General features: G+C 68.2%; 22 protein-coding genes, 1 tRNA gene and 1 pseudogene. 12 read left to right on the top strand and 12 right to left on the bottom strand.

What is annotated here, in order from left to right:
* On the bottom strand, nt 1-1,299 hold a 1,299-nt coding region (locus tag ACE3QW_RS07195), incomplete at its 3' end, for a DUF6600 domain-containing protein (RefSeq protein WP_374250982.1).
* 267 nt (nt 1,300-1,566) lie between these two features.
* Here ACE3QW_RS07195 and ACE3QW_RS07190 point away from each other — a divergent pair.
* From ACE3QW_RS07190 to ACE3QW_RS07175, 4 genes are all read left to right on the top strand, one after another.
* Nucleotides 1,567-2,541, top strand: a complete 975-nt coding sequence (locus tag ACE3QW_RS07190; RefSeq protein ID WP_024280513.1) for a tripartite tricarboxylate transporter substrate binding protein BugD — start codon at nt 1,567-1,569, stop codon at nt 2,539-2,541.
* Nucleotides 2,542-2,735: 194 nt separating this feature from the next.
* Nucleotides 2,736-3,197 (top strand): tripartite tricarboxylate transporter TctB family protein, encoded by a 462-nt coding sequence (locus ACE3QW_RS07185; RefSeq protein WP_374250981.1) that lies wholly within the window; start codon nt 2,736-2,738, stop codon nt 3,195-3,197.
* 10 nt (nt 3,198-3,207) lie between these two features.
* Nucleotides 3,208-4,707 carry a tripartite tricarboxylate transporter permease gene (locus ACE3QW_RS07180; protein ID WP_029555416.1) on the top strand — a complete coding sequence of 500 codons (1,500 nt, stop codon included), beginning with the start codon at nt 3,208-3,210 and terminating at the stop codon, nt 4,705-4,707.
* 126 nt (nt 4,708-4,833) lie between these two features.
* Nucleotides 4,834-4,909 (top strand) — tRNA-Lys (locus ACE3QW_RS07175).
* Between the two features lie 321 nt (nt 4,910-5,230).
* Here ACE3QW_RS07175 and ACE3QW_RS07170 read toward each other — a convergent pair.
* The 5 genes from ACE3QW_RS07170 to ACE3QW_RS07150 form a co-directional block, all read right to left on the bottom strand.
* Complete coding sequence (locus ACE3QW_RS07170; RefSeq protein ID WP_374250980.1) at nt 5,231-6,718, bottom strand: aldehyde dehydrogenase; 1,488 nt, start codon at nt 6,716-6,718, stop codon at nt 5,231-5,233.
* A 91-nt stretch (nt 6,719-6,809) separates the two neighbouring features.
* Nucleotides 6,810-8,192 carry an MFS transporter gene (locus tag ACE3QW_RS07165; RefSeq protein ID WP_374250979.1) on the bottom strand — a complete coding sequence of 461 codons (1,383 nt, stop codon included), beginning with the start codon at nt 8,190-8,192 and terminating at the stop codon, nt 6,810-6,812.
* Nucleotides 8,193-8,279: 87 nt separating this feature from the next.
* Nucleotides 8,280-9,227, bottom strand: coding sequence for an amidohydrolase family protein (locus ACE3QW_RS07160; protein WP_374250978.1), 948 nt, complete (start codon nt 9,225-9,227; stop codon nt 8,280-8,282).
* A gap of 84 nt (nt 9,228-9,311) precedes the next feature.
* Nucleotides 9,312-10,148, bottom strand: a complete 837-nt coding sequence (locus ACE3QW_RS07155; protein WP_374250977.1) for a polysaccharide deacetylase family protein — start codon at nt 10,146-10,148, stop codon at nt 9,312-9,314.
* A 31-nt stretch (nt 10,149-10,179) separates the two neighbouring features.
* Entirely contained in the window at nt 10,180-11,073 is an 894-nt protein-coding gene (locus ACE3QW_RS07150; protein WP_374250976.1) for a fumarylacetoacetate hydrolase family protein, read from the bottom strand.
* A 161-nt stretch (nt 11,074-11,234) separates the two neighbouring features.
* On the opposite strand from ACE3QW_RS07150, the gene ACE3QW_RS07145 reads away from it, so the two are divergent.
* The gene (locus ACE3QW_RS07145; protein WP_051678766.1) at nt 11,235-11,906 is read left to right on the top strand and encodes a GntR family transcriptional regulator; all 672 of its coding nucleotides are present in this window, start codon (nt 11,235-11,237) and stop codon (nt 11,904-11,906) included.
* A gap of 19 nt (nt 11,907-11,925) precedes the next feature.
* Here ACE3QW_RS07145 and ACE3QW_RS07140 read toward each other — a convergent pair.
* The 5 genes and pseudogenes from ACE3QW_RS07140 to ACE3QW_RS07120 form a co-directional block, all read right to left on the bottom strand.
* Nucleotides 11,926-12,135, bottom strand: a pseudogene (locus ACE3QW_RS07140) (aldehyde dehydrogenase family protein); the annotation flags it as partial.
* A 342-nt stretch (nt 12,136-12,477) separates the two neighbouring features.
* Nucleotides 12,478-12,807, bottom strand: a complete 330-nt coding sequence (locus tag ACE3QW_RS07135; RefSeq protein ID WP_374250975.1) for a cytochrome c — start codon at nt 12,805-12,807, stop codon at nt 12,478-12,480.
* An 11-nt stretch (nt 12,808-12,818) separates the two neighbouring features.
* A complete protein-coding gene (locus tag ACE3QW_RS07130) occupies nt 12,819-14,033 on the bottom strand; it encodes a molybdopterin-dependent oxidoreductase (protein ID WP_374250974.1) in 1,215 nt (404 codons plus the stop codon).
* A 215-nt stretch (nt 14,034-14,248) separates the two neighbouring features.
* A complete protein-coding gene (locus ACE3QW_RS07125; protein WP_374250973.1) occupies nt 14,249-15,016 on the bottom strand; it encodes a siderophore-interacting protein in 768 nt (255 codons plus the stop codon).
* 23 nt (nt 15,017-15,039) lie between these two features.
* Entirely contained in the window at nt 15,040-16,482 is a 1,443-nt protein-coding gene (locus tag ACE3QW_RS07120) for an MFS transporter (protein ID WP_374250972.1), read from the bottom strand.
* A 209-nt stretch (nt 16,483-16,691) separates the two neighbouring features.
* On the opposite strand from ACE3QW_RS07120, the gene ACE3QW_RS07115 reads away from it, so the two are divergent.
* Nucleotides 16,692-17,591, top strand: coding sequence for a LysR family transcriptional regulator (locus tag ACE3QW_RS07115; protein WP_374250984.1), 900 nt, complete (start codon nt 16,692-16,694; stop codon nt 17,589-17,591).
* Nucleotides 17,592-17,613: 22 nt separating this feature from the next.
* On the opposite strand, the gene ACE3QW_RS07110 is transcribed toward ACE3QW_RS07115, so the two are convergent.
* Nucleotides 17,614-18,666, bottom strand: coding sequence for a LacI family DNA-binding transcriptional regulator (locus tag ACE3QW_RS07110; RefSeq protein ID WP_374250971.1), 1,053 nt, complete (start codon nt 18,664-18,666; stop codon nt 17,614-17,616).
* Nucleotides 18,667-18,905: 239 nt separating this feature from the next.
* Between ACE3QW_RS07110 and ACE3QW_RS07105 the strand changes: the two genes are divergently transcribed.
* From ACE3QW_RS07105 to ACE3QW_RS07080, 6 genes are all read left to right on the top strand, one after another.
* On the top strand, nt 18,906-19,691 hold the full coding sequence (locus ACE3QW_RS07105; RefSeq protein WP_029555403.1) for an ABC transporter permease: 786 nt from the start codon (nt 18,906-18,908) through the stop codon (nt 19,689-19,691).
* Nucleotides 19,688-20,470 (top strand): ABC transporter permease, encoded by a 783-nt coding sequence (locus ACE3QW_RS07100; RefSeq protein WP_374250970.1) that lies wholly within the window; start codon nt 19,688-19,690, stop codon nt 20,468-20,470. Before ACE3QW_RS07105 ends, ACE3QW_RS07100 begins: the two co-directional genes overlap by 4 nt.
* A 9-nt stretch (nt 20,471-20,479) precedes the next feature.
* Nucleotides 20,480-21,271 carry an ABC transporter ATP-binding protein gene (locus tag ACE3QW_RS07095; protein ID WP_029555401.1) on the top strand — a complete coding sequence of 264 codons (792 nt, stop codon included), beginning with the start codon at nt 20,480-20,482 and terminating at the stop codon, nt 21,269-21,271.
* Nucleotides 21,272-21,353: 82 nt separating this feature from the next.
* Nucleotides 21,354-22,457, top strand: coding sequence for an ABC transporter substrate-binding protein (locus tag ACE3QW_RS07090; protein WP_374250969.1), 1,104 nt, complete (start codon nt 21,354-21,356; stop codon nt 22,455-22,457).
* 47 nt (nt 22,458-22,504) lie between these two features.
* Nucleotides 22,505-23,818 carry a histidinol dehydrogenase gene (gene hisD / locus ACE3QW_RS07085; protein WP_029555399.1) on the top strand — a complete coding sequence of 438 codons (1,314 nt, stop codon included), beginning with the start codon at nt 22,505-22,507 and terminating at the stop codon, nt 23,816-23,818.
* 3 nt (nt 23,819-23,821) lie between these two features.
* Nucleotides 23,822-24,000 (top strand): SDR family NAD(P)-dependent oxidoreductase (locus tag ACE3QW_RS07080; RefSeq protein ID WP_374250983.1); only part of this gene is annotated, 179 nt, incomplete at its 3' end.

The raw sequence follows: 24,000 nt of genomic DNA, 5'->3' as shown, positions 1-24,000 counted from the left end.
GGGCGGCGGCATGTTCGGCGTGCCGGGGCGAGCGCCGGGGGCGCCCGGCCGGCTGTCGTCGGTGGCGCGGGCGGGCAGGGTGTTCGGCCGCTCCTGCCGGATCTTGTCGATCACCTGCTGCGCCCGCTCCTGGCGCTGCTCCACGCGTTGCTGCAGCTTCTCGTTCCGCGCCTTGATGGCTTCCAGGCGCTTCTCCTGAATCTCGGTCGCGTTGCGGTTGGCCTCCTCCACGGTCTTCTGGATGCGATCGCGCTGGCGCTCGCGCAACTGGTCGATCTCCCGTTCATAGGCACGGTTGTTGCCCGACCAGCGCTGCTCGCGCAGCTGGCGCCGCTGGCTGTCGTCGATGACCGAGAGCAGCGCGGCCGAAGGCGCGGCCAGCCCCGGCACCCGCTCACCCACATAGTTGCGCACCAGGATGCGCCGGTCCTGCGGCAGCTCGCGCTCGAAGCGCGGCGGCGGGGGAACGCGGTTGGCCCGGGCGACGCGCGGGCCATAGATGCCCACATAGCCGCCGCGATCGACGAACTCGTCCCGGTAGTTGTCCACGAACACAACCCGGCGGGAGGGGACGCCGCCTTCGATCACGCTCGCATAGTCGCGACGGTCGACGAAGCGGGTCGTCACCACCCCGTCGCGATAGACCGGCTGGTAGATGCGCGGATTGTCCCGCGACAGCCACACGGCGATCTGCGCGATGGGCGCCACATGCAGCGCCAGCTCCGGCTCGGCGAGGTAGCGGTTCTCGACGAACACCCAGCTTTCCGCCACCGGCGGGTCCATCACCCGCGGCGCGCCATAGGCATAGCCGCGGGAATCCGGGGCGATGGGCGCCCAGCCGGTCTTGCCGCCGCCGCTGCGCCACGTCACCCAGGCCGGCGCCCAGGTGTCGCCGGGCACCCAGAACCAGCCATAGGCGGGCTCATAGCCCCAGCGGCCGTAATGGTAGGTGGCCCAGGCGAAGGGCTCGGCCGAATCCCAGTACCAGCCGTAGTCGTCCGTCCAAAGCCATCGCCCCTCCTGATAGGGCCGCCAAGACGCGTCGAGCCCGGAGGGCACGAAGACGTAATCGTAGTCGGGATGGCGCACCCAGCTCCCGTGCTCGGCCAGCGGCTCGTAGAAAATGTTGATGTCCACCCGCTCACGGCCGGCCTGCTGCGGCTGGCCCTGGCTCCGTTTCTGCGCCTGCTGCGCGGTTGCCGGCGTCGCAACGGCGAGCGAAGCGACGGCGGGAACCGCGAGCGCGAGCGCCGCCGTGGAGAGCAGGGCTCGGGTGAGGGGCGAGCGCGAGATTCTCATGGCGTCTCCTTTCAAGAGTCGTCTCAAGACAACCGGCCCGGCCCGCGCTTGTTCCTCGCGGAAATCGCCTGGAAAAATCGTTCTTTGCCAGATGCTTGGCTAACCCAGCGTGGCCGTGGTGCGGCCAGAAGGTGGCGAGGCGGGCCCAGGTGAGGTGCCATGCTGCCGACAACCCTACGGAAGTTCGGGCTTGACGCAGCGGCCGCCGCGACCTTCAAAAGGGTTCAGAAGGGGACGCCAAAGGATCCCTCAAGGAGGAGAATGCCCATGCGAATGCTCTCGGCCGCCCTCGCGCTCGCCGCGGCGATCGGATTGTCTGCGACGGCGACGGCGCAGGACTATCCTACGCGGCCGATCACCATGGTGGTTCCCTTCGCGGCCGGTGGCCCGACCGACACGGTGGCGCGTCTCGTCGCCGAATCCATGTCGAAGACGCTGGGCCAGCAGGTGGTCGTAGAGAACGTGGGCGGCGCCGGCGGCACCCGCGGCGCGGGCCAGGTGGCGAAGGCCGCGCCCGACGGCTACACCATCCTGCTCCACCATATCGGCCAGGCGACCGCGGCGACGCTCTACCGCAAGCTGCCCTACAATCCCGCGACCGACTTCGAGGCGGTGGGCCTCGTCACCGCCGTGCCCATGACCATGATCGCCAAGCCCGGCTTCGCGCCCAAGACCATGGCCGAGGCCGTGGACTATGTGAAGGCGAACAAGGACAAGGTGACCTACGGCAATGCCGGCGTCGGCTCCGCCTCGCACCTGTGCGGCATGCTGTTCATGTCGTCGATCGGCACCCAGATGACCACCGTCCCCTATCAGGGCACGGGCCCGGCCATGAACGACCTTGTCGGCGGCCAGATCGACCTCATGTGCGACCAGACCACCAACACCACCGGCCAGATCAAGGGCGGCAAGGTGAAGGCCTATGCCGTCACCACCAAGGGCCACGTGAAGTCGCTGCCCGACCTGCCCACCATGCAGGAGAGCGGCCTCAAGGACTTCGAAGTGGCGGTGTGGCACGGCATCTATGCCCCCAAGGGCACGCCCAAGGCCATCGTCGACAAGCTGAACGCCGCCCTCGACGTCGCCCTCAACGATCCCAAGGTGATCGCCCGCTTTGCCGACCTCGGCACCGAGCCGGAGCCGAAGGACCGCCGCAGCCCGGCCTTCCACAAGGATTTCGTCATCGCCGAGATCGCCAAGTGGAAGCCGGTGATCCAGGGCGCCGGCGTCTACGCCGACTGACCACCCACCGCGGCATCCAGCGTCGTGGCCGCAGCATGCCGGCCCGACGCCCCAACTGATATCGGCGGGGTTCACGACCGCGCCGGCGAGCCTTCAGGAACGCATCCCGCGCGGCCGGCGCCTGCCGCGCGGGCCTTCCCACAGCAGGCCATCTGTCAGAGCGCAACCAAAACGCGCCGGCACCGAGGGGGGACATGAACATCATCCGCAATCCGAAGGACGTCCTCTCGGGCCTCCTCTTCATCGCCCTCGGGCTCTTGTTCGGCTGGCAGACCCAGGACCTGCCCATGGGCACGGCGGTGCGCATGGGGCCGGGTTATTTCCCGCTGGTGCTCTCGGGTCTGCTCGGCCTGCTCGGGCTCGTCATTCTCATCAACGGCCTGCGCTTCCCCGGCGAGATGCCGAGCGGCATCGCCTGGCGGGCGGTGCTCATCATCACCGGCGCGGTGGTGTTCTTCGGCTTCGGCGTGCGGCCCCTCGGCTTCCTGCCCGCCCTCGGCATCTCGGTGTTCGTCTCGGCGCTGGCCTCGCGCCTGTTCACCTTCCGGACGGCGCTGCTGAACACCGCCGTGATGGTGGTGTTCGCCTGGGCCGTCTTCATCAAGGGGCTCGGCCTGCCGCTGCCGCTGCTCGGCCCGTGGCTCGGCGGATACTGAGGAGGCGCCCGTGGACCTTCTCGACAACCTTGCCCTCGGCTTCTCCGTCGCGCTGTCGCTGCAGAACGTCTTCTACTGCTTCGTCGGCGCGCTGCTCGGCACGCTGATCGGCGTTTTGCCCGGCCTCGGCCCGGTGGCGACCATCGCCATGCTGCTGCCGCTCACCTTCGGCCTGCCGCCGGTCTCCGCCCTCATCATGCTCGCCGGCATCTATTACGGCGCGCAGTATGGCGGCTCCACCACCGCCATCCTCATCAACCTGCCGGGCGAATCCTCGTCCGTGGTCACCGCCATCGACGGCCACCAGATGGCCCGCAAGGGCCGGGCGGGCGCGGCGCTCGCCACCGCGGCGCTGGGCTCCTTCTTCGCCGGCTCGGTGGCGACCCTGCTGCTCGCCCTGTTCGCGCCGCCGCTCGCCAACCTCGCGCTGCAGTTCGGGCCGCCGGAATATTTCTCGCTGATGGTGCTCGGCCTCATCGCCTCGGTGACGCTGGCCTCGGGCTCGGTGGTCAAGGCCATCGCCATGATCGTGCTGGGGCTGATCCTCGGCCTCTCCGGCCAGGACATCTACACCGGCACGCCGCGCTTCACCTTCGACATGCAGGAACTCTCCGACGGCTTCGACTTCGTGGCGCTGGCCATGGGCATGTTCGGCATCAGCGAGATCATCCGCAACCTGGAGGACGAACACCAGCGCTCGCTGGTGGCGGCCAAGGTGAAGAGCCTGATGCTCACGAAGGAGGAGTTCAAGCGCATCATCGCGCCCGTCCTGCGTGGCACGGTGATCGGCTCCTTCCTCGGCATCCTGCCGGGCGGCGGCGCCATGCTGTCCTCCTTCGCCTCCTATTCCATCGAGAAGAAGATCTCGAAGTACCCGCGCGAGTTCGGGCGTGGCGCCATCGAGGGCGTGGCGGGGCCGGAGAGCGCCAACAACGCCGGCGCGCAGACCTCCTTCATCCCCATGCTGACGCTGGGCATCCCCTCCAACCCGGTGATGGCACTGATGATTGGCGCCCTCATCATCCAGGGCATCACGCCCGGCCCGAACGTGGTGACGGAGAAGCCCGACCTGTTCTGGGGCGTCATCGCCTCCATGTGGGTGGGCAACTTCATGCTGGTGCTGCTCAACCTGCCGCTCATCGGCATGTGGGTGCGCCTGCTCACCGTGCCCTACCACGTGATGTTCCCGGCCATCATCGCCTTCTGCTGCATCGGCGTGTACAGCGTGAACAACAACACGTTCGACGTGTACACCATGGCCCTGTTCGGCCTGCTCGGCTACGCGCTGGTGAAGCTCGATTGCGAGCCCGCCCCGCTGCTGCTCGGCTTCGTCATCGGCCCCATGCTGGAAGAGTACCTGCGCCGGGCCATGCTGATCTCGCGCGGCGACCCCACCGTGTTCGTCACCCGCCCCATCTCGGCCGTGCTGCTGCTGCTCGCTGTGGCCGCTCTGGTGGTGGTGCTGCTGCCCTCCGTGCAGAAGGGCCGCGAGGAGGCGTTCAAGGAGTAAATCTCCAAGCGACGACGCGGCGGCGGAAAGGACCTGTGGAAATCTTCCCCGCCGCGCCGACCGAGGCCCTTGCCAGCCCGGAACTCATTTGCTACACGAACGCCTCCTTCGGGGGCCACCCTGGACGGGCGCATAGCTCAGTTGGTAGAGCAGCTGACTCTTAATCAGCGGGTCCTAGGTTCGAGCCCTAGTGCGCCCACCATTAAAATCACAACTTACAGCGGTTTCACCGTTTCAGGTTCCTCATTTGAAACGGTTTTCGCCGTAGCCGGCGAGCGCTATCTCTCTGTGTCTGAACTGTAGAGCGCAGTGCGCTTGAAGTCCTCGGTGAAGTTCGCTTTGCCCATCGGGGTCTCCTTGCCTCGAACTTGGGGAAGAAGGCGTCCGGGAACCTAGGGGCGGTCCAGCCTCGTCCAAATCTGACACCCGCCATGACACAGAGAGGTCGGGCACGGGTCGGAGGGATGACGACTTCAGCCACTCGTTCAGTCAGGATCACCGACAAAAGCCCGGGGAACGCCGTTCAGATCTTCTCGGCGATATCGTCGAGCGCGCTCCATTGGGGCACGTCGCCGAAGCCGGTGGGGATGCGCAGGGCCTTCACATAGGTGAATTCGTTCAGCGTCATGGCCGCCCGCTCGCGCCCGTAGCCGCTCGACTTGGTGCCGCCGAAGGGGGTGCCGTTGCCGCCGCGGTTGTAATTGTTGATGAAGACGATTCCCGCCTCCACCCCCCGGGCCACCCGGTTAGCCCGGGCCTGATCGCGTGAATAAATACCGGCCACCAGCGCGAAGTCGGTGGAGTTGGCGATGGCGATGGCCTCCTCCTCGGTGCGGAAACTCATCAGCGCGGTGACGGGACCGAAAATCTCCTCCTGCGCGATGCGCATGTGCGGCGCGACGCCGGTGAAGACGGTGGGCTGGACGAAATAGCCGTTCCGCAGCCGCTCTTCCTGCGGCAGCGGGGCCTGGGCGAGGATGGTGGCGCCTTCCTCAAGGCCGATCCGGATATAGTCCAGGACCTTCTGCTGCTGGGGTTTCGAGATGAGCGGACCCACATGGACCTTCGGGTCCGTTCCCTCGCCCAGCCGGAGCCGGCGGACGAAGGCGGCGAGCCGCGCGGCGAAGGCATCGTGGATGTCGGCGTGGACGAGGATGCGCGAGCCCGCGGTGCAGGCCTCGCCCTTGTTGAAGAAGGCCGCATCGACCGCATCGCGCACGGCGCGGTCGAGATCGGCATCCTCGAACACGATGAAGGGGTTCTTGCCCCCGAGTTCCAGCAGCACCGGAACGTGCCGCTCCGCCGCCGCCTTCAGCACCGCCGTGCCGGTGGAGGGCGCCCCCGTGAAGGAGATCTTGCGGATCAAAGGATGCGCGGTGAGCGCCCGGCCGGTGGTGCCGGGGCCGGGCACCACATGGACGAGATCGGGCGGCAGCACCGTGTTGATGATCTCGACGATGCGCATGATGGTGAGCGGCGCCTGCTCGCCCGGCTTCAGCACGATGGTGTTTCCGGCTGCCAGCGCCGGCGCGATCTTCGCGCCGGTGTGGATGGGCGGCCAGTTGAAGGGAATGATGCCGGCCACGACGCCATAGGGTTCGCGCACCGTGACCGAATAGACGTTGCCCATGTCCAGCGTCTCGCCGCTCATCTTGTCGGCGAGGCTGCCGAAATAGGCGAAGGCGTGGATCAGGGCGGAGACGTCGAAGGCCTTGGCGTCACGGACCGGCTTGCCGTTCTCGCGGCAGAGCAGCTCGGAAAGTTCGTCGGCATGTTCGGAGAGCTTGCGGCTGGCCTGGAGAAGGGCAAGCCCGCGCTCGCGCGCAGGGACGCGTCGCCAGCCGAGAAAGGCTGCGTGGGCCGACCGCACCGCCGCGTCCACTTCCGCCGCACCCCCGCCCTGGACCACGGCGAAGATCTCGCCGGTGGCGGGATTGTCCACGGGAAAGCGGTCCTCGGCGTTCGTCGAGGACCAGCGGCAGGTGACGAGATCGAGCGGTGCTGTTCCCATGGCGGGTCTTCCTCATCGGTGGCCATGCCCGAAGGACGCCGGACACGGCAGTGCACCGGCCAGCCCCATCACGGGCTGGCCGGCGCCGGTTTCAGCGGGAGATGTCTTCGAGCGACCGGTTGGTGGTCTCGATGGCCAGCGCCGAGACGACGATGCCGGCGACGATCGCGGCGGCGGCGAAGACGAGGAACACCATGCCGATGCCGTCGGCGACGAAGAAACCCACGATCAGCGGGCCGACCATGGAGGCCAGCCGCAGCCAGGCGGTGCCGAGGGCGGTGCCGATGGCCCGGGCGCGGGTCGGGTAGATCTCCGGCGTGTAGAGATAGATGCCGAGCACCGACAGGCCGGCGAAGTAATAGGCGATGCCGCTGAGCACCACGAACTGGGGCACCGACGTGAGGCCCACGTACCAGATGGAGAGGAGCGCCGCCGCGGCCCCGAACAGGGCGACCATGAACAGTCTGCGCCGGCCGATCCGGTCGATGACGAAGCCCGCCGTCAATCCTCCGGCCAGCTGCATCAGGCTGCCGATGGTGCCGAACCGCAGCGCGGTTTCGAGCGGCAGGTTGAACACGCTCCGGTACAGGGTCGGCAGCCAGGTGCCGAGGCCGTAGGTGATGAGGAAGGTGGAGAACCAGATCACCCACACCACCACCGTGCGCTTGATGTAGTCGGGGCCGACCAGGTCACGCCAGGACGACCTGCGCGGGTCCGCGGGGACCCATTCGGTGGGCGGGGCGAGCTTCTGGCCGGTGGAGGCCTCGATCTCGCTCTCGATGCGCGCCATGGCGGCCTTCGCATCGGCCACGCGGTTGCGGCTCGCGAGCCAGCGGGGCGATTCCGGCAGCAGGAAGCCGAGGCTCACGCCGATGATGATCGGCAGGACGCCGATGAAGAACATGGCCTGCCAGCCCAGGTGCGGCACCACGAAGGAGCCGATCAGGCCGGAGGCGAACAGCCCGAAGGTGAAGACGCATTCGTAGAGGATGAAGAAGCGTCCGCGCTTGTGCGCCTTGGCGATCTCGCTGATGTACACCGCCGCGATCGGCACCTGCGCGCCAAGGCCGAGGCCCTGGATGGTGCGGAAGACAAGGAGCGTCTCGTAGTCGGAGGCGAACGCGCAGGCGAGGCTCATCGCCGACATGATGCAGATGGCGCCGATCATGGTCGGCAGGCGGCCGAAGCGCTCGGCGCACATGCCGGCCACGAGCGCGCCGACAAGCTGGCCGAGATAGCCGGTCGAGATGAGAAAGCCGACCTGCGGCCCGCTGAGCTTCCACAGCGGCCGCAGCACCGGCAGCACCTGGGCGATGGTGAGCGCGTCGAACGCATCGAAGAAGGTCGCCGTACCGATCAGGATGCGGGCCTTAAGATGCCAGCGCGAGAACGGCAGGCGCTCGATGCGCGCGGCGACGTCGCGGATCACCTCCGCATGCGCGCTGTCGGCCTTGCCCATACTGATGTTCGTCATCCAATCACCTCCCCGGCATTGCTTTGATCTGTGTTCTTGATGAGGGAGCGCGCCGATCGCCGGCACGCGTCCTCGCCGCGGCCGGTCTCACGCCAGCTTCAGCAGCCTCTTGGCGTTGCCGCCGAAAATCTTCGCCTTGTCGGCGTCGCCCAGCTCGAACGTCCGCAGCCAGTCCACGCCCGGGGCGTTCTCCACGAAGGGCCAGTCGATGGAGAACAGGATGCGGTCCACGCCCATCTCCGCGATGCAGCAGGCAAGCGCGGGGTCGGAGAAGAAGCCGCTCGTCGTCACGTGGAAGTGGTCGGTGAACAGCTTGCGGAAGGTCTTCGTCGGCGTGTCGCGGCTCAGCGCCTCGTCGATGCGGGCCATGAGGAACGGGATCCCCTCGCCGAGGTGCCCGAGAACGAGCTGGAGACGGGGAAACGCCTCCAGCGCCCCCGACAGAACGAGGCGCATGGCATGGGTGCCAGTCTCGATGGTGAAGCCCCACGCGGCCGTGACGAAGGTCGGGTGGGTCTCCGCATATTTCCCCATATAGGCCTGCCGCACCGCAGCCATCGGCAGGGCCGGATGGATGTAGAGCGGCACATCCAGCGCCTCGGCGCGTTCCAGGATCGGCCAGAAGCGGGCGTCGTCCAGAAACAGCCCGTCCGTCGTCCCGTGGATCATGGCGCCCTTGAAGCCCAGCTCCCGCACCGTGCGTTCCAGTTCCTCCGCTGCATGGTCGGGCACGGACGTGGGCAGCGAGGCGAAGGCGGCGAAGCGGGTCGGGTGCGCCGCCACCACCTCGGCGAGCCGGTCATTGGCGCGCCGGGCAACGTCAGCCGCCGATGCCGCCGGAACCCTTTGAAGCCCGGGCGGCGCATGGGAGAGCACCTGGATATCGACGCCCGCCTCGTCCATTTCACGCAGGCGCTGGGCACCGAGATCGCGCATGCGGGTGGCGAGGCTCCCGCCGGCACCGCCGGCGATGGCGTACACCTCCGCATCGAGATAGTGCTCCTCGATGGCAACGACCGGCCCTGGCGCCGCCATGGCGCGCCTCCTGCTGCTCGGATGCGTGTCGAAAACTCTGGCCCGCCATCCCCCACGCCGACCGTGCCGGCGCAGGGGCGTGGCTCAGGCACACAGAGCGGCGAGTTCGGCGTGGGTGGTCAGACGCGCCAGCGCCTCGTAGCGGCGGGCGAGGCGCAGCGACTCGATCAGCTCGATGATCCCGTAGGGCCGGCCGAACACGTGCGCGTGCACGGTGATGTCCAGGCAGCAGGGGCGCTTGGGGGCGTCCGGCCAATTCGCGAGCAGGCGCTCCAGGATCTGTGTGAAGGCGCGCGGCTCGTTGCCGTAGCGGATGTAGAGCGGCATGTCGTTCACTTCCATGGTGAACGGGACGCCGACGACGCTGCCCCGCGGCGTTTCCAGCTTGTAGGGCACATCCGTGTCGAAGATGTCGGAATGCCAGGCGAAGCCCTGCTCCGCCAGCAAGGCGGAGGTGACGGCGCTGGGGGTGCAACGGGGGCTGATCCAGCCCGCGGGGCGGCGGCCCGAGGTCGCCTCGATGGTGGAGATGCAGCGCAGGAGGTCGGCGCGCTCCTCGGCCTCGGTCTGGTAGGCCGGCACGATGTTCTGCGCCCAGGCATGGGCAGCGATGTCGTGCCCGGCCGCGACGATGGCCTTCATCAGGTCCGGGTAGCGCTCGGCGAGGATGCCGCTGACGTAGAACACCGCCTTCACGTCGGCGGCGGCAAGCGCGTCGAGGATGCGCCAGGTGCCAACCTTGGGGCCGTAGTCCGCCCAGGAGCGGCCCTGCAGGTCAAGGACGCCGGCCTTGAGCGGGTTGCCCATGGGGCCGATGCCCGGCGCGGAATCGTCGCTCCAGGCTTCGAGCATCACGCTGACCGAAAGGGCGAGCGGACGGTCCAGGGGCCAGGCGACGGGGGTGGAGGTTGCAGCGGTCATGCGGCGCGCCCTTTCAAGTGTCGCGGTTCGTTCAGCCGATACGGTTCTGGAGCGTGCCGATGCCCTCGATGTGGCAGGTCACGAGGTCGCCCCGCTGAAGCGGGTGGGGCGGCGTCATGGCATAGCCGACACCGGAGGGCGTGCCGGTGGCGATGATGTCGCCCGCTTCCAGCGTCATCCCGCGGGAGAGGTCCTCGATGATGCGCGGCAGGTCGAAGATCATCTGCGAGGTGTTGGCGGCCTGACGGCGCTCGCCGTTCACCTCCAGCCACAGGTCGAGCTTCTGCGGATCGGCGATGGCATCGTCGGTGACGATGCAGGGGCCGATGGGGCAACTGCCATCGAGGCCCTTGCCCTTGAACCACTGATCGTGGCGTCGCTGCAGGTCGCGGCCGGTGATGTCGTTGAGCACCGTGTAACCGAACACGTACTTGCGCCAGTCGGCAGCCGGAATATCGCGGCCGTCGCGGCCGACCACGATCGCCAGCTCGATCTCGTAGTCGAGCAGGTTGGTGATGCCCTCGTGCAGCGGGATGGTGTCGCCGGTGGCGATGACGGTCGTCGGCGGCTTGGAGAAGAACTGGGGAAATTCCGGCAGCTTCAGGTCCAGCCCGCGCGCCTTGTAGCCCTCGGTGACGTGATCGATGTAGTTGCGGCCGACGCAGAAGATGTTCTTGGCCGGGCGCGGGATCGGCGCCAGAAGCGTGACGTCTTCCAGCGGCACGAGACCAGGCCCGCCGCTACCCGCCCCCCGGGCGGCCTCGGCCAGAGCCTTCGCGGCATCTGCGGCGCCGGCGCGGATCAGCGAGAGCATGCTCTCGAATTCGGGCTTGCCGGTCGCCGTGAGGTCGAACACGGCGTCATCGAGCACCACACCCAGGTGCTGATCGGCGGACGGCTTTCGAACAAAGGTGACCAGTTTCATCGGCAGTTCTCCTGCCGTCAAAAAATATCGATTTTCCGATCCGGTCAACTTAAATATCGATTTTTTAATTGTGCATCGCAATATTATCGATCATTCAGGCTTTACGAAGCGGCTATGATCATCCAAGGTTCGCAGGCGAAGAACGGAGCGCGGCACTGTTGATGACGAAGAGCGCAACCCTGGCCAGCGAGGCCTATGGACGGCTGCGGAGCGATATCATCGATGGGGCGATCAAGCCGGGCGCCAAGCTCAAGATTCGTACCATCTGCGATCAGTATGGCATCGGTGCCAGCCCGGTCCGCGAGGCGCTGAACCGGCTCGCCAGCGAGGGACTGCTCGATCATCGCGACCAGCGCGGGTTCCGGGTCCACTCGGTCACCCTGCAGGACCTCGACGAGCTGATCCTGGCGCGATGCTGGGCCAACGAGGTCGGGCTGCGCAATTCAATCCGCAGCGGGGGGCTCGCCTGGGAAGAGGGCGTGACCGCGGCGCTCCAGCGGCTGGAGGCCATCCCGCGCTATCTCTCCGACGACACCACGGAGCGCAATCCCGCATGGGAGCAGGCCCACGGCGCCTTCCATGCGGCGCTGGTGGCGGCGTCGGGGTCGTCCTGGATCAACGATTTCTGCACGCAGCTGTATGTCGCGGCGCAACGCTACCGCCATGCGGCGCGGACCGTCCCGCGCGCCGGCCGCAACGAGCAGGACGAGCACCGGGCCATCGCGCAGGCCGCCATCGCCCGGCGCGAGAACGAGGCCGTCGAACTGCTGATGGAGCATTTCCGGCTGACCGCGCGGCTGGTCCGCGCGGCCCTGCGCCAGGATGGCATGTAGACGTCTGTGATGTCGGGCCCTAGCGGGCGGGGCCGGTCCACACCGTCTTGGTGTTGGTGAACTCGCGGATGCCGTAGGATCCTAGTTCCCGGCCGTATCCCGAACGCTTGATGCCGCCGAACGGCAGGCGCGGGTCCGAGGCGACCATGCCGTTGATGAAGACCGCGCCGGCATCGATCTGGCGGGCGTAGACGGCCGCCTTCGCCACGTCCCGCGTCCAGATCGCCGCGGCATTCATCATTCTGTTCGTGATGAAGCCCATGCGGATCCGGGCGACGTCGGGGGGCTGATCCGGCACGCGATGAAACCTGAGGCCATCCGGCGGGGGCCTCGCCTCGCCGGATGGTTTGCCTGAACGGAAGGGGCCGGGATCAGCGTGGCTGCGTCGGCCAAACCTGAAACGCCTGTTGGTGCCGGGCACTTCTTTGCCGGACACGTCCGATTGACATGATCTGCCATTGCCAATGAATGGCCTGGGCTCCCGAAGGGGCCGGCGGCCCACCGACTGCTGCAAAGAAGTGCACCGGGGCGCGAGGCGGCCGCAGGCGGAAGAGGCCTGCGGCTTCGCCTGCTAGTAGGTCGCCGCCAGATAGTCGACGATGGCCTTGGCGTCCTTCTCGTCGATCGGGGCGCCGTAGACGGAAATCATCTTGTGAACCTCGGCATCCCAGAACGGCCGTCCCATCTTGGGCGGCTGCGTGAGGATATAGTCGGCCGAATGGCACGCGGCACAATTGTTCTCCGCAGCCTCGACCCCCGGACCCGGCTTGAAGACGGCGGTTTCCGGCGGAAGCACATAGGACATGGGCTGCGCCACAGCGAAGCCGGCGAAGGTGCCGGCACAGGCCAGGGCGGCGGCGGTGACGAGGGCGGCGGCGAGGGTCTTGGGATGGCTGGTCATCGGAATCTCCCTCACGCGGCCACGATACGGGTGGTTTCGACGACGTTGCGCATATAGCCGGACGGGTTCCAGGTCGCCTCCATGGGCTGGCTCTTGCCGAGCACATTGGTGGCCCGCACCAGGATCGCGTGGTCTCCCGGCGGCACGGTCACGCTCGTCCGCCATTCGCGGAACGAGTATTTGCCGAGATCCTCGCCCAGCGTCGCCGACGCGAAGGACTTGCCGCCATCGGCGGAGACTTCGACGCGCGCGATGCCCGAGCCGCCATCGAAGGCGATGCCGCGCAAGGGCAGGGGCTTGCCCGCCGCGACCTTCGCGCCGTCGAGGACGTTCGTGAGAAAGGACCGCACGACGAAGCGGCCGATCGGCACGGTCTTTTCCGGTTTCCCGCCGGGGGGCACGCAGGCGCATTCGTTGTCGGGAATGCGATAGGCCGTGGCCATCCAGAAATTGTCGAGCGGCTTGTCGAGCACGGTGATCTGGTTGAGGTGCTTCACCCAGTAGGTGCCGAAATAGCCCGGCACGACGAGGCGCAGGGGGAAGCCGTTCAGCCAGGGCAGGTCGGTGCCGTTCATCTGGTAGGCCAGGATCACCTCGCCATCGAGCGCATGATCGAGCTTCAGGGCCTTGGCGAAGGCCGGCGTCTGCGGCATGGCGGGACGGTCGAGCCCGCTGAAGGCGACCTCGACGGCGCCGCTTGCGATGCCCGCCTTTTCCAGCACGGCCTTCAGCGGCACGCCCTTCCAGCGGGCATTTCCCATCAGCCCGTTGCCCGCCTGTCCTCCGCCCACGCGCGGCTGGAAGAAGCCCCGGCTGTTGCCCGAGCATTGATGCACGGCGACGAATTCCACCGGCTCGAACTTGGTCTTCAAATCATCGAGAGAAAGCGAAAGGGGCGTCGCGACCTTGCCCTTGACCTCCACGCGGAAGGTGGTGGGGTCGATGTCGAGGGGAATGTCGGCAAGGTGATAGCGCACGAAGAAGGCGTCGTTCGGCGTCAGGATGCCGTCGTTGAACACGGAGAACGGGGTTTCCAGCTGCGGGGGGCGCGCGGTCAGGCCGATCAGGGCGCGTTTGCCGGGATAGACCACGAGCGGGCGCTCGCCATTGCCAAAGGGAAGTGTGATCGTTTCCGCAGCCAGTGCCGCGAAACGGGACCCCGCCATGAGCCCGGCCCCGAGGGCCATGCCTCCGACCGAACGCAACGCCTGCCGCCTTGTGATCATTCCCCGTTTCCCTTCCCTTGCAGCCCGGTTGGTCCGGGACCTGCTTTTGTCCGGCGTTATCCGAGCTTTTCCGTCCAGCCCGAAGGGTGGCAGGTCGCTCCTGGCACCGATACAGGCCGCCACCCTTGCGCCGGCGACCTGACTCAAACTTCACCGAACCGCCGAAGTGGTCAACATCTGTCTTGTCGATCTCGGCACCGGCACGCGCGGTGCCCTCATTGATCCCCTTCGCTGTCCCTGAAGTCGGTTTCTCCCCGCTTCCAGTACCCGGACATCACGAGCCTGCCGCGCGGGAAGGCGCGGTCGAGCTGGAAGTGCCGGCGGACCGCGCGGACGATCGAGGCTTCCGCCGCGAACCAGACCGCACCTGTATCCGGCGGCAGTTCCGCCCCCATCATCGCCTCGGCGAGCCGGGCGCTGGCGCTCCGGCCGTTGCGGGGGAGCCAGGTGATTTCCACGTCGGCGGTCGAGACGAGGATCTGGGCATCGGCATCGTCGGGAATGTCCACGAAGGCATCGACGGGAAGTCCGGCCGGCAGGGATTCGAGGATGGAAGCGATGGCCGGAAGCGCAGTCTCGTCGCCTCCGATCAGCAGATGCGAGACGTCCGGATCGAGCCGGAAGCCGCCCCGCGGGCCGGCGATCTGGACCACGTCACCAAGTGCCGCGTTCTGCGCCCAGGTGGAGCAGGGGCCGTCTCCGTGCAGAACGAAATCGATGTCCATCTCGCACAGCGCCTCGCGGAAATGGCGGATGGTGTAGGCGCGTCCGCTCGGCTTTTCGCCGTCGGCCGTCGGCACGAAGACCTTGACCCATTGCGCGGGGCGGCGGACGGGAAAATCCATGAGCGCCGCCGAGGCGAGGGTGATGCGCCGCATGTGCGGGCTCACCTCGATGACCTTGCTGACCTCGGCGATCCTCAGTCGGCGTTCGGGCGGGACCGGGCGTTCTGCGCCCGCGAGGGGTGCGTTGTGCTGTTTCATGGGAATGATCCTTGGCCGCCCGGTCAGGCGCGACGCCGGCGCAGCGTGGTGAGGGAGAGGAGGAAGGCGGCAGCCGCCATGGACGCCGCGATGCGGAAGGCGAAGCGCATGGCCTCCGTCACGAGGTCCGGGGTGGCGGTGGCCGTATCGCCGGCGACGCTGGCGAAGAGCGCGCCCATGAGGGAGGCGCCGGTGATGAGGCCGAGATTGCGGGCGAGGGCCAGCAGGCCGGAAACGAGGCCGCGCTGTTCGGGGCGCGCATCGGTCATGACGGCGGTGTTGTTCGGCGTCTGGAAGAAGGCGAGGCCGACGCTGATGAACAGGATGGCGATGATGTAGATGGCGACACCGCCATCACGCGACACCCAGGACATCACGAACGCCCCGATGGTGAACAGCGCCAGCCCGATGACCATGGCGAGCCTTGCGCCGATGCGGTCGGCAAGGGTGCCGGCCGGCACGCCCATGATGGCTGCGGCGAGGGGACCGACCGTCATCACAAGGCCGACCATGCGGGTGTCGAGGCCGAGCGCCTTTGAGAGGAAGAACGGCCCCAGCACCAGGGTCGCCATCATCACCGCATAGACCAGCACGCTCATGACCATGCTGGTGGAGAGCAGTGCGTTGCCGAACATGGAGAGCTTCAGCAGCGGCGCCCGCGCCTTCACCTGCACCGCGAGGAACAAGGCGAGGCCGACGAGCGCGCCGAGCCCGAGCTGCAGCACGAGCGGGGCATCGAAGCCCTGCTTGCCGGCCAAGGTCATGGCCAGCGCATAGGCGCCGAGCGTCAAAGCAAGGAGGATGGTGCCGAGCCAGTCGAACCGCGCCGCGGGGACGGGATGCTTCGGCGCATCGACGGCATTGGGCAGATAGCGCGAGACCAGAAGGAAGGCCAGAAGCCCGAACGGCAGGTTGACCCAGAACACCGCCTGCCAGCCGAAGGCGGCCAGCGCCAGCGAGCCGAGGGACGGGCCGAGGGCGATGCCGAAGGACACCATGGTGGAGAGCACGCCCATGGCGAAGCCGGTGCGCTCCTTCGGGAACACCTCGCCGACGAAGGCGAAGGAGAGCGCCATCAGGATGGCGCCGCCAAGCCCCTGGCCGGCGCGGCCGGCGATTAGCAGCGGCAGGTTGGTGGAGAGGGCGCACAGCACCGAGGCCGCCATGAAGACGGCGAGCCCCCACAGATAGAGCCGCTTCTTGCCGAGCTGGTCGCCGAAACGGCCGACGCCGACGATGAGGGCGGTGACGACGAGCAGATAGCTCACCACCACCCATTGGACGGCCCCGAAGTCCACGCCGAGGCTCTTCACCAAGGTGGGCAGGGCGACGTTGATGATGTTGGTGCCGAGCTGCGACAGCAGGATGGCAAGGGAAAGCCCGGTCAGCACCATGCCGGACCGGATGGGCCGGTGCGCGGCCGCGGCGTGCGGCTGGGCGGTGGGCGAAGAGGTTTGTCGTGTCATGTGAGGTCCTGTCGAAAGCAGCGCGCAGGCGCGTTGAACTGGTCTTTCGATAGGGGGTGGCGTTGTTTGCATACAGTGCAATGTCGCTATTATATAATTGCATCGGATGCACTGATGCGGAGGCGCCTCCCTTGCCTGCCAAACCGACGCTGCGCCAGGTGGCGCGCCAAGGTACGCGCCAAGTTGCGCGCCACGTGCCGCCGCTCGACATGAACCTGCTGGTGACACTCGACGCGCTTCTTTCGGAGGGCAGTGTCGTGGGGGCCGCGCAGCGGCTGAACCTCTCCGCGCCGGCCATGAGCCGACAGCTGGCGCGCATCCGTCACCTCCTGGGCGATCCGGTGCTGGTTCGCGCGGGGCGGGGGCTCGTGCCGACCCCGCGTGCCGAGGGCCTGCGCGAACGGCTGCGCGGCCTCGTGGCCGAGGCCGAGGCGCTGGTGCGCGGCGACGACGAGATCGACCTTCTCAGGCTGGAGCGCACCTTCGTCATCCGCGCCAATGACGGGTTCGTCGGCACCTTCGGCGCGGCACTGGCCTCATTGGCCGCGCAGGAGGCGCCCCTTGTCCGGCTGCGCTTCGCCCATCAGGACAAGGAGGATGTGGAGGCCCTGCGGGAGGGGCGGATCGACGCCGATGTGGGCGTCATCGGCGCCATGGGGCCGGAGATCCGTTTGCAGGCGCTGTTCCACGATCGTTTCGTGGGGGTGGTGCGCCCCGGCCATCCGCTCGCCGGGGACGTGACGCCGGAGCGGTTCGCCGCCTATCCCCATGTCTCCGTCTCGCGACGGGGCCGGTTCTCGGGCCCCATCGACGCGGCACTGGCAGCGCTGGGATTGAAGCGCTTCGTGGCCATTGCGGTGGCCAATTTCAGTGATGCGCTCGCCATCGTGCGCACCTCGGACCACGTTGCCGCGGTGCCGGCGCGGCTGACGGAGCCGGCGCGTGCCGGCCTCCACACCTTCGACCTACCGGTGAAGACGGATGCGCTCGCCGTGTCCCTTGCCTGGCATCCCCGCTTCGATGCTGACCCCGCCCACCGATGGCTGCGCGCGGCACTGCGGGCCGCGTGTTCGTCCCGCGCGCCGGGAGAGACCGAACCGGCCGGTTAGGCGCGCGGACCGCCGGCTGGCTCTATGACGGTTCCCGGGCGAGAGCCGGACTTGTGGCCGGCGCCGTGGCCGGCGCCGTGGCCGAACGGCGGATCACCAGCTCGATGGGCAGTTCCACCCGCTGCGGCTGCGCTTCGCCGCGGAGGCGGGCCAGCAGATGGCGCGCCACGGTGCGTCCCAGCTCGGTGGTGGGCAGATGCACCGTGGTCAGCGGCGGGGCGAGGTGGGCGGCGATTTCCAGGTTGTCGATGCCCACGAGCGAGAGCGCGCCGGGCACGGCGATGCCGCTCGCCTGGGCCTCGAACAACGCACCGGCCGCCAGAAGATCGTTGCCGCAGACCACGGCCGTCGGCGGTGTCGCCCGCGCCATCAGCTCGGCGAGCCCCGCGCGGCCGCCGGCAAGGGTGAAGGGCGCCTCTACCACGCAGGACGAGGGCAGCTCTATCCCCCGTGCGGCGAGGGCGGCGCGCACCCCCGCGACGCGGGAGCGGGCGCGGTCGTTGGCGTGGGTGAAGCCGGAGATCATTCCGAAGCGGCGGTGGCCGAGGTCGAGCAGGTGATCGGCGATGAGCCGCCCCGCCTTCTCGTTGTCGAAGCCGATGGCGGGCAGGCGCGCGTCGAACGACCAGGACAGAACGACCGGAACGGACGCCGTGGTAAGCAGCGCCCAGGTCTCCTCCAGATGGTCGGCGCCCACCACCATCAGCGCGTCGACGCCGCGCGCCAACATGGCCCGCACCGCCGCCGCCTCCTGCGCAGGGGCATAATCGTGCGCGGCGACGAGGAGCTGATAGCCGTTGCCCGCAAGCTCGGTCTGCATGGCCTGGATGGCGCGGGCGAAGATGGCGTGATCGAGGGTGGGCACCACCGCGCCGATGGTCAGCGTCTTGCCCGAGGCGAGGGCGCGCGCCGCGCCGCCCGGCACGTAGTTCAGCCGCGCGATGGCGTCGCTCACGCGCGCCAGGGTTTCCTCCTGCACCAAGTCCGGGCGCGAGAGGGCGCGCGAGACCGTGGCCGTGGAGACCCCGGCCAACTGAGCCACATCCTGAAGCGTCGCCCGCGCCTTGCGATTCATGGTTGTCATCATGCCAGCAGGCGGCCGCGATGAACAGGGATGAATGCGCTTGCAGCCTGTGCGTGCAAGACAGCCACCGCAGCGCAGCAGTGAAAGTGGAGGTCTCGGCCGATCGCTGCTTGACACTCGACCGCTCGATGATAGCTTTCATGTAAGCGCTTGCATAAGCTGCCGACGAGGCGGACCAGCAGCGTGCCGATGCTCCCGCAGATGGAGCACGCAATGACGGGAGGAGACGAATGCCGCTCGGGCGCAGGTCCGCCATCGGCGTGACGACGCTCGGCTTGCTGGTGCTCGCGTGGTTCATGGCCACCGGCGCCAACGGGCTGATCTCACCGGGACGCTTCCCGACGCCGGCCGATACGTGGGCCGCTGGCCTCCAGGCCATGGGGCGGGGCTACGGCGACGCGACGCTGGTCGTGCATGTGCTGCAATCGCTGAAGCTGGTGGCGCTGGGCTTCGTGGTGTCGGTGGCGGTGGGGGTGCCGCTGGGTCTCCTGATGGGCACGAGCGCCACGGCCGAGGCAGTGCTGAACCCGGTGTTCATGCTGCTGCGCCCCATTCCACCTTTGGCCTGGATCCCGCTTGCCATCCTGTGGTTCGGGCTCGGGGACACGGCCAAGATCATGGTCATCTTCTTCGCCGCCTTCGTGCCTTCGGTCATCAATACCCAGGCCGGCGTGCGCACCATCGAGCGCCCCCTCATCGAGGCGGCGCGCATGCTCGGCACGCCGCACGGACGCTTCATCCGCGAGGTGGTGGTGCCCGGCGCGGCGCCGATGATCTTCACCGGCCTGCGCCTGTCCCTGCAGGCGAGCTGGACCACGCTGGTGGCGGCCGAGCTGGTGGGCGCCCTCGCCGGGCTCGGCCACCTGCTCAACCTCGCCCAGCAGGACCTTTATCCCGGCATGATTCTCGTGGGCATGATCTGCGTCGCCATCTTCGGCGCGCTCACCACCGCTCTCTTGGGCCTCGTCGAGCGCCGCACCCTGACCTGGGTCCGCATCAAGGGAGAGACGGCATGACCGGCGCGCTGGACCCTGCCCGGCGCATGGCGCTGGGCCTCGCCGGTCTCGTCGGCTTCTTCGGCCTGTGGGCGCTGGTCGCGGCGAGCGGCCTCGTCGGCAAGGCCTTCCTTCCCGGCCCGCTGGAGGTGGCCGAGCGGCTGGTGACGCTGCTCCACACCTCGTTCGCGGGGGGCACGCTGCCGCAGCATCTCGCCTCCAGCCTCCAGCGCTTTTCCGCCGGCTACATTCTGGCGGCGGCGGTGGGCGTGCCGCTGGGGCTGCTCATGGGGCGGTTCCGGCTGCTCGACGACATCGTCTCGCCCCTGTTCGACGCCCTGCGCTTCATCGCCCCCATCGCGTGGGTGCCGTTCGCAGCCTTGTGGTTCGGCACCGGCTTCGGCGGGCCCGTCCTCATCATCTTCTCCGGCGCCTTTCCGCCCTGCCTGCTCAACGCCTATCGCGGCGCCCGCCAGGTGGAGCCGCGCTACATCGAGGCCGCCGAGATGCTGGGCACGCCGACCCATCGCCTGATCCTGGAAGTGCTGCTGCCGGCCGCCACCCCCTCCATCGTGGCGGGCCTCAGGATCGGCGCCGGTCTCGGCTGGCAGTCTCTGGTGGGCGCCGAGCTGATCGTGGCCTCCACCGGCGTCGGCTACATGATGGTGCAGGCCCAGAGCGGCGTCGCCACCTCGACCGTGATGGTCGGCATGGCCGCCATAGGTCTCGTCGGCGTCCTCATCGACATCGCCCTTCGTGCCCTCGAGGCGCGCATCCACAACCGCCTCGCGCGAGCCTGAGAGGACAAGATGAGCTCCATCCGCTTCGATGCCGTGAGCAAGAGTTTCGGCGCCGGCCAGGTAAAGGCGCTGGACGACGTGGACCTTGCCATCGCCGACAAGGAATTCCTCGCCATCGTCGGCCCCTCCGGCTGCGGCAAGACCACCTGCCTGCGGCTCGCCGCGGGCTTCGAATTTCCCACCTCCGGCCGCGTGCTGGTGGGCAATGCCGAGGTGCGCGAACCGGGGCCGGACCGAGCGGTGGTGTTCCAGCAGTTTGCTCTCTTCCCCTGGAAGACGGTGGTCGAGAACATCGAGCTGGGCCTGCGCAACCGGAACATGCCCCGCGAGGAGCGGCGCATCCGCGTCATGGAGGCGGTCGAGCTGATCGGCCTCAATGGCTATGAGGGCGCCTATCCGCACCAGCTCTCGGGCGGCATGCAGCAGCGCGTGGCCATCGCCCGTGCCTATGTGCTCGATCCCCAGGTACTGCTGATGGATGAGCCCTTCGGCGCCCTCGACGCGCAGACCCGCGTGGTGATGCAGGAAGAGCTGGTGCGGCTTGCCCGGCGCAATCCGCGCACGGTGCTGTTCATCACCCACGGCGTGGAAGAGGCGGTCTATCTCGCCGACCGGGTGGCGATCATGACCCGCCGCCCCGGCCGCCTGAAGGAGATCGTGGACGTGAAGTCGATCCGCGAGGCCGAGGGCTGGGAGCGCTACAGCCGCATCGAGGACGTGATGGACCTCGAATCCTTCGTCCACCTGCGCACCCACATCTGGCGATCGCTCCGCGAGGAAAAGACCGGCGCCGCGCACTGACGGCGTCGAAAAAGGGAGCAGGGCGCCCCGGCGCGCGCTCCAGAACAGGCCGGACCACCGGCAGCACCAGGGAGAGACACGCATGACCAAGGTCAAGGACACGCCGTTCAAACGCCTCGCGCGCAGGCACGCCTTCCTCGCGGCGGCGCTCGCCGCCCTATCGGCAACCCTGGTCGCTCCGGCCGCAACGGCACGGGCGGAGGGGCTGACCAAGATCAGTATCTCCTACCAGCCCTCGCTCTACTGGGCTCTGCCCTTCTACATCGCCACCGAGAAGGGCTGGTGGAAGGAGGTGGGGCTCGACGCGACCTTCGTCACCTTCCCGGCGGGTGCGCCGCAGGTGGCGGCGGCGCAGGCGGGCTCGTGGGACGTGGGCGGCACCGGCTCGGTTCCGGCGGTGCTGGGCGCGGCGCGCTTCGGGCTCGTCACGGTGGGCATCACCAACGATGAATCCAAGACCAACGCGCTGATGACACGCGCCGACAAGGTGGCGGCGCTGCAGAAGGATCCGTCCGCCCTGAAGGGCCAGAAGCTGCTGCTCACCACCAATTCCACGGCGGACTATGCGGCGCGCAACTGCCTCGCGAAATGGGGGCTGAAATCCTCCGACATGCAGTTCGTCAATCTCGGCCAGGCGCAGATCATTTCCGCCGCCATGGCCAACACTTCCGAGGTGGTGGGAGTATGGGCACCCTACACCTACACGCTGGAGGAAAAGGCCGGCGCCAAGGTGCTGTGCTCCGGTGCGGATGCCGGCGCCATCGTGCCCGGCGCGCTGGTGGTGCGTCCCGCTTTCGCCAAGGAGCACCCGGACCTCGTGGCCAAGGTGGCCGCCGTCTACCTGCGGGCCTGGGGCTGGGCCAAGGCGCATCCGAAGGAGGCGCATGCCATGACCAAGGCCTTCTATGCCATCGGCGGCGTCGAGGCCTCGGATTCCGCCATCGACCAGGAATTCGCCCTGCGGCCGACCTTCGCGCTCACCGAACAGCTCCGCCTCATGGATCGCGCCAAGGGACCGTCCGCCCTCGACGGCTGGCTCGGCCGGATCGGCGCCTTCATGGCGGAAGTCGGCACCATTCCCGCGGCACCCGAGGCCAAGTCCTACGTGGACGACAGCTTCATGCGGAGGGTCGCGGCCGACCCCAAGCTCAAGGCCTTCGCCACCGAATTCGACACGACCAACTAGAGCCCGGACGGCAGGACGTCTCCTCCCCGGCGCCATGGAGCATTGAAATGGCCATCGAATACCTGAAGCGCGCGAGCAAGACCCCCGAGACCGAGACGGGAACGGCCCGCGAGGTCGTCACCGCCATGCTGGGCGAGATCGAGCGCCGGGGCGAGGAGGCGGTCCGCGAGTATGCCCTGAAGCTGGACAAGTGGGACGGCCCCATCCTCGTCACCCGCGAGGAGATGGAGCGCCGCGCCCGCGAGGTGCCCGATCAGGTGCGCCGCGACATCGCCTTCGCCGCCGATCAGGTGCGCCGCTTCGCCGACGCCCAGCGCGAGAGCGTGAAGGACTTCTCGGTGGAGCTTCTGCCCGGCCTCACCGCGGGGCAGAAGCTGGTGCCGTGCAATGTCGCCGGCTGCTACGTGCCCACCGGGCGCTACGCCCACATCGCGTCCGCCTACATGTCCGTCGCCACGGCGAAGGCGGCGGGTGTCGGCACCGTGGTCGCCTGCTCCACGCCCTATCGGGGCGGCGGCATCCACCCTTATGTGCTTTATGCCATGATGGTGGCCGGGGCGGATGTGGTGATGACGCTCGGCGGGGTGCAGGCCATCGCCGCCATGGCTTACGGCCTGTTCACCGGCAAGCCGGCGGACATCATCGTCGGCCCCGGCAACAAGTTCGTCGCCGAGGCGAAGCGCATGCTGTTCGGCAAGGTGGGCATCGACGTGTTCGCCGGCCCTTCCGAGGTGGCGGTGATCGCCGACGAGACCGCCGATCCCCTGATGGTGGCGGTGGACCTCGTGGGCCAGGCCGAGCATGGCCACGAGAGCCCCGCATGGCTCTTCACCTCGTCCCGCGCGCTGGCGGATGAGGTGATGCGCAGCGTGCCCGGCCTCATCGCCGATTTGCCGCCCACCGCGCGCGATGCAGCGGCCGCCGCCTGGCGGGACTATGGCGAGGTGATCGTCTGCGACACCCGCGAGGAGCTGGTGGAGGTGTCGGACCGCTACGCCTCCGAGCATCTGGAGGTTCACGCCGCCGACCTCGGCTGGTGGCGCGAGGCCCTGACCAATTACGGCTCGCTCTTCCTCGGCGAGGAGACCACGGTGGCGTTCGGCGACAAGACATCCGGCCCCAACCACATCCTGCCCACCAAGTTCGCGGCCCGCTATTCGGCCGGGCTGTCGGTGCACAAGTTTTTGAAGCCGCTCACCTGGCAGCAGATGAGCCGGGACGCCTGCAAGACCATCGCCCAGGTCACGGCCCGCATCTCGCGGCTGGAAGGGATGGAGGCGCATGCGCGCACCGGGGATTACCGTCTCGCCAAATACTTCCCCGGGCACAATTTCGACATGGGCGTGCCGGTGGACGCCTGAGCCATGTTCAATCTGTCTTCCCTGTTCGACCTTTCCGGCCGCACCGCGCTGGTGACGGGCGGAAGCTCCGGCATCGGCCTCGCCATCGCCGCGGGGCTGGGGCAGGCGGGGGCCGGTGTGGTCCTCGCCGCCCGCCGCGCGGCGGAGCTGGACGCCGCCTGCGCCGACCTCGCCCGCACCGG

The organism is Xanthobacter sp. (genome assembly GCF_041911315.1).
GTDB lineage: Bacteria > Pseudomonadota > Alphaproteobacteria > Rhizobiales > Xanthobacteraceae > Xanthobacter > Xanthobacter aminoxidans.
This window is presented reverse-complemented; position numbering and strand designations above follow the sequence as displayed.

What these genes read in the sequence shown, in the direction of transcription:
- ACE3QW_RS07090 (WP_374250969.1), top strand. Translation starts at nt 21,354, where the DNA reads ATGACCAAGGTCAAGGACACGCCGTTCAAACGCCTCGCGCGCAGGCAC.
- ACE3QW_RS07115 (WP_374250984.1), top strand. Translation starts at nt 16,692, where the DNA reads ATGAACCTGCTGGTGACACTCGACGCGCTTCTTTCGGAGGGCAGTGTC.
- ACE3QW_RS07150 (WP_374250976.1), bottom strand. Translation starts at nt 11,073, where the DNA reads ATGAAACTGGTCACCTTTGTTCGAAAGCCGTCCGCCGATCAGCACCTG.
- hisD (WP_029555399.1), top strand. Translation starts at nt 22,505, where the DNA reads ATGGCCATCGAATACCTGAAGCGCGCGAGCAAGACCCCCGAGACCGAG.
- ACE3QW_RS07120 (WP_374250972.1), bottom strand. Translation starts at nt 16,482, where the DNA reads ATGACACGACAAACCTCTTCGCCCACCGCCCAGCCGCACGCCGCGGCC.
- ACE3QW_RS07145 (WP_051678766.1), top strand. Translation starts at nt 11,235, where the DNA reads ATGACGAAGAGCGCAACCCTGGCCAGCGAGGCCTATGGACGGCTGCGG.
- ACE3QW_RS07170 (WP_374250980.1), bottom strand. Translation starts at nt 6,718, where the DNA reads ATGGGAACAGCACCGCTCGATCTCGTCACCTGCCGCTGGTCCTCGACG.
- ACE3QW_RS07100 (WP_374250970.1), top strand. Translation starts at nt 19,688, where the DNA reads ATGACCGGCGCGCTGGACCCTGCCCGGCGCATGGCGCTGGGCCTCGCC.
- ACE3QW_RS07105 (WP_029555403.1), top strand. Translation starts at nt 18,906, where the DNA reads ATGCCGCTCGGGCGCAGGTCCGCCATCGGCGTGACGACGCTCGGCTTG.
- ACE3QW_RS07135 (WP_374250975.1), bottom strand. Translation starts at nt 12,807, where the DNA reads ATGACCAGCCATCCCAAGACCCTCGCCGCCGCCCTCGTCACCGCCGCC.
- ACE3QW_RS07190 (WP_024280513.1), top strand. Translation starts at nt 1,567, where the DNA reads ATGCGAATGCTCTCGGCCGCCCTCGCGCTCGCCGCGGCGATCGGATTG.
- ACE3QW_RS07125 (WP_374250973.1), bottom strand. Translation starts at nt 15,016, where the DNA reads ATGAAACAGCACAACGCACCCCTCGCGGGCGCAGAACGCCCGGTCCCG.
- ACE3QW_RS07155 (WP_374250977.1), bottom strand. Translation starts at nt 10,148, where the DNA reads ATGACCGCTGCAACCTCCACCCCCGTCGCCTGGCCCCTGGACCGTCCG.
- ACE3QW_RS07165 (WP_374250979.1), bottom strand. Translation starts at nt 8,192, where the DNA reads ATGACGAACATCAGTATGGGCAAGGCCGACAGCGCGCATGCGGAGGTG.
- ACE3QW_RS07110 (WP_374250971.1), bottom strand. Translation starts at nt 18,666, where the DNA reads ATGAATCGCAAGGCGCGGGCGACGCTTCAGGATGTGGCTCAGTTGGCC.
- ACE3QW_RS07130 (WP_374250974.1), bottom strand. Translation starts at nt 14,033, where the DNA reads ATGATCACAAGGCGGCAGGCGTTGCGTTCGGTCGGAGGCATGGCCCTC.
- ACE3QW_RS07160 (WP_374250978.1), bottom strand. Translation starts at nt 9,227, where the DNA reads ATGGCGGCGCCAGGGCCGGTCGTTGCCATCGAGGAGCACTATCTCGAT.
- ACE3QW_RS07185 (WP_374250981.1), top strand. Translation starts at nt 2,736, where the DNA reads ATGAACATCATCCGCAATCCGAAGGACGTCCTCTCGGGCCTCCTCTTC.
- ACE3QW_RS07095 (WP_029555401.1), top strand. Translation starts at nt 20,480, where the DNA reads ATGAGCTCCATCCGCTTCGATGCCGTGAGCAAGAGTTTCGGCGCCGGC.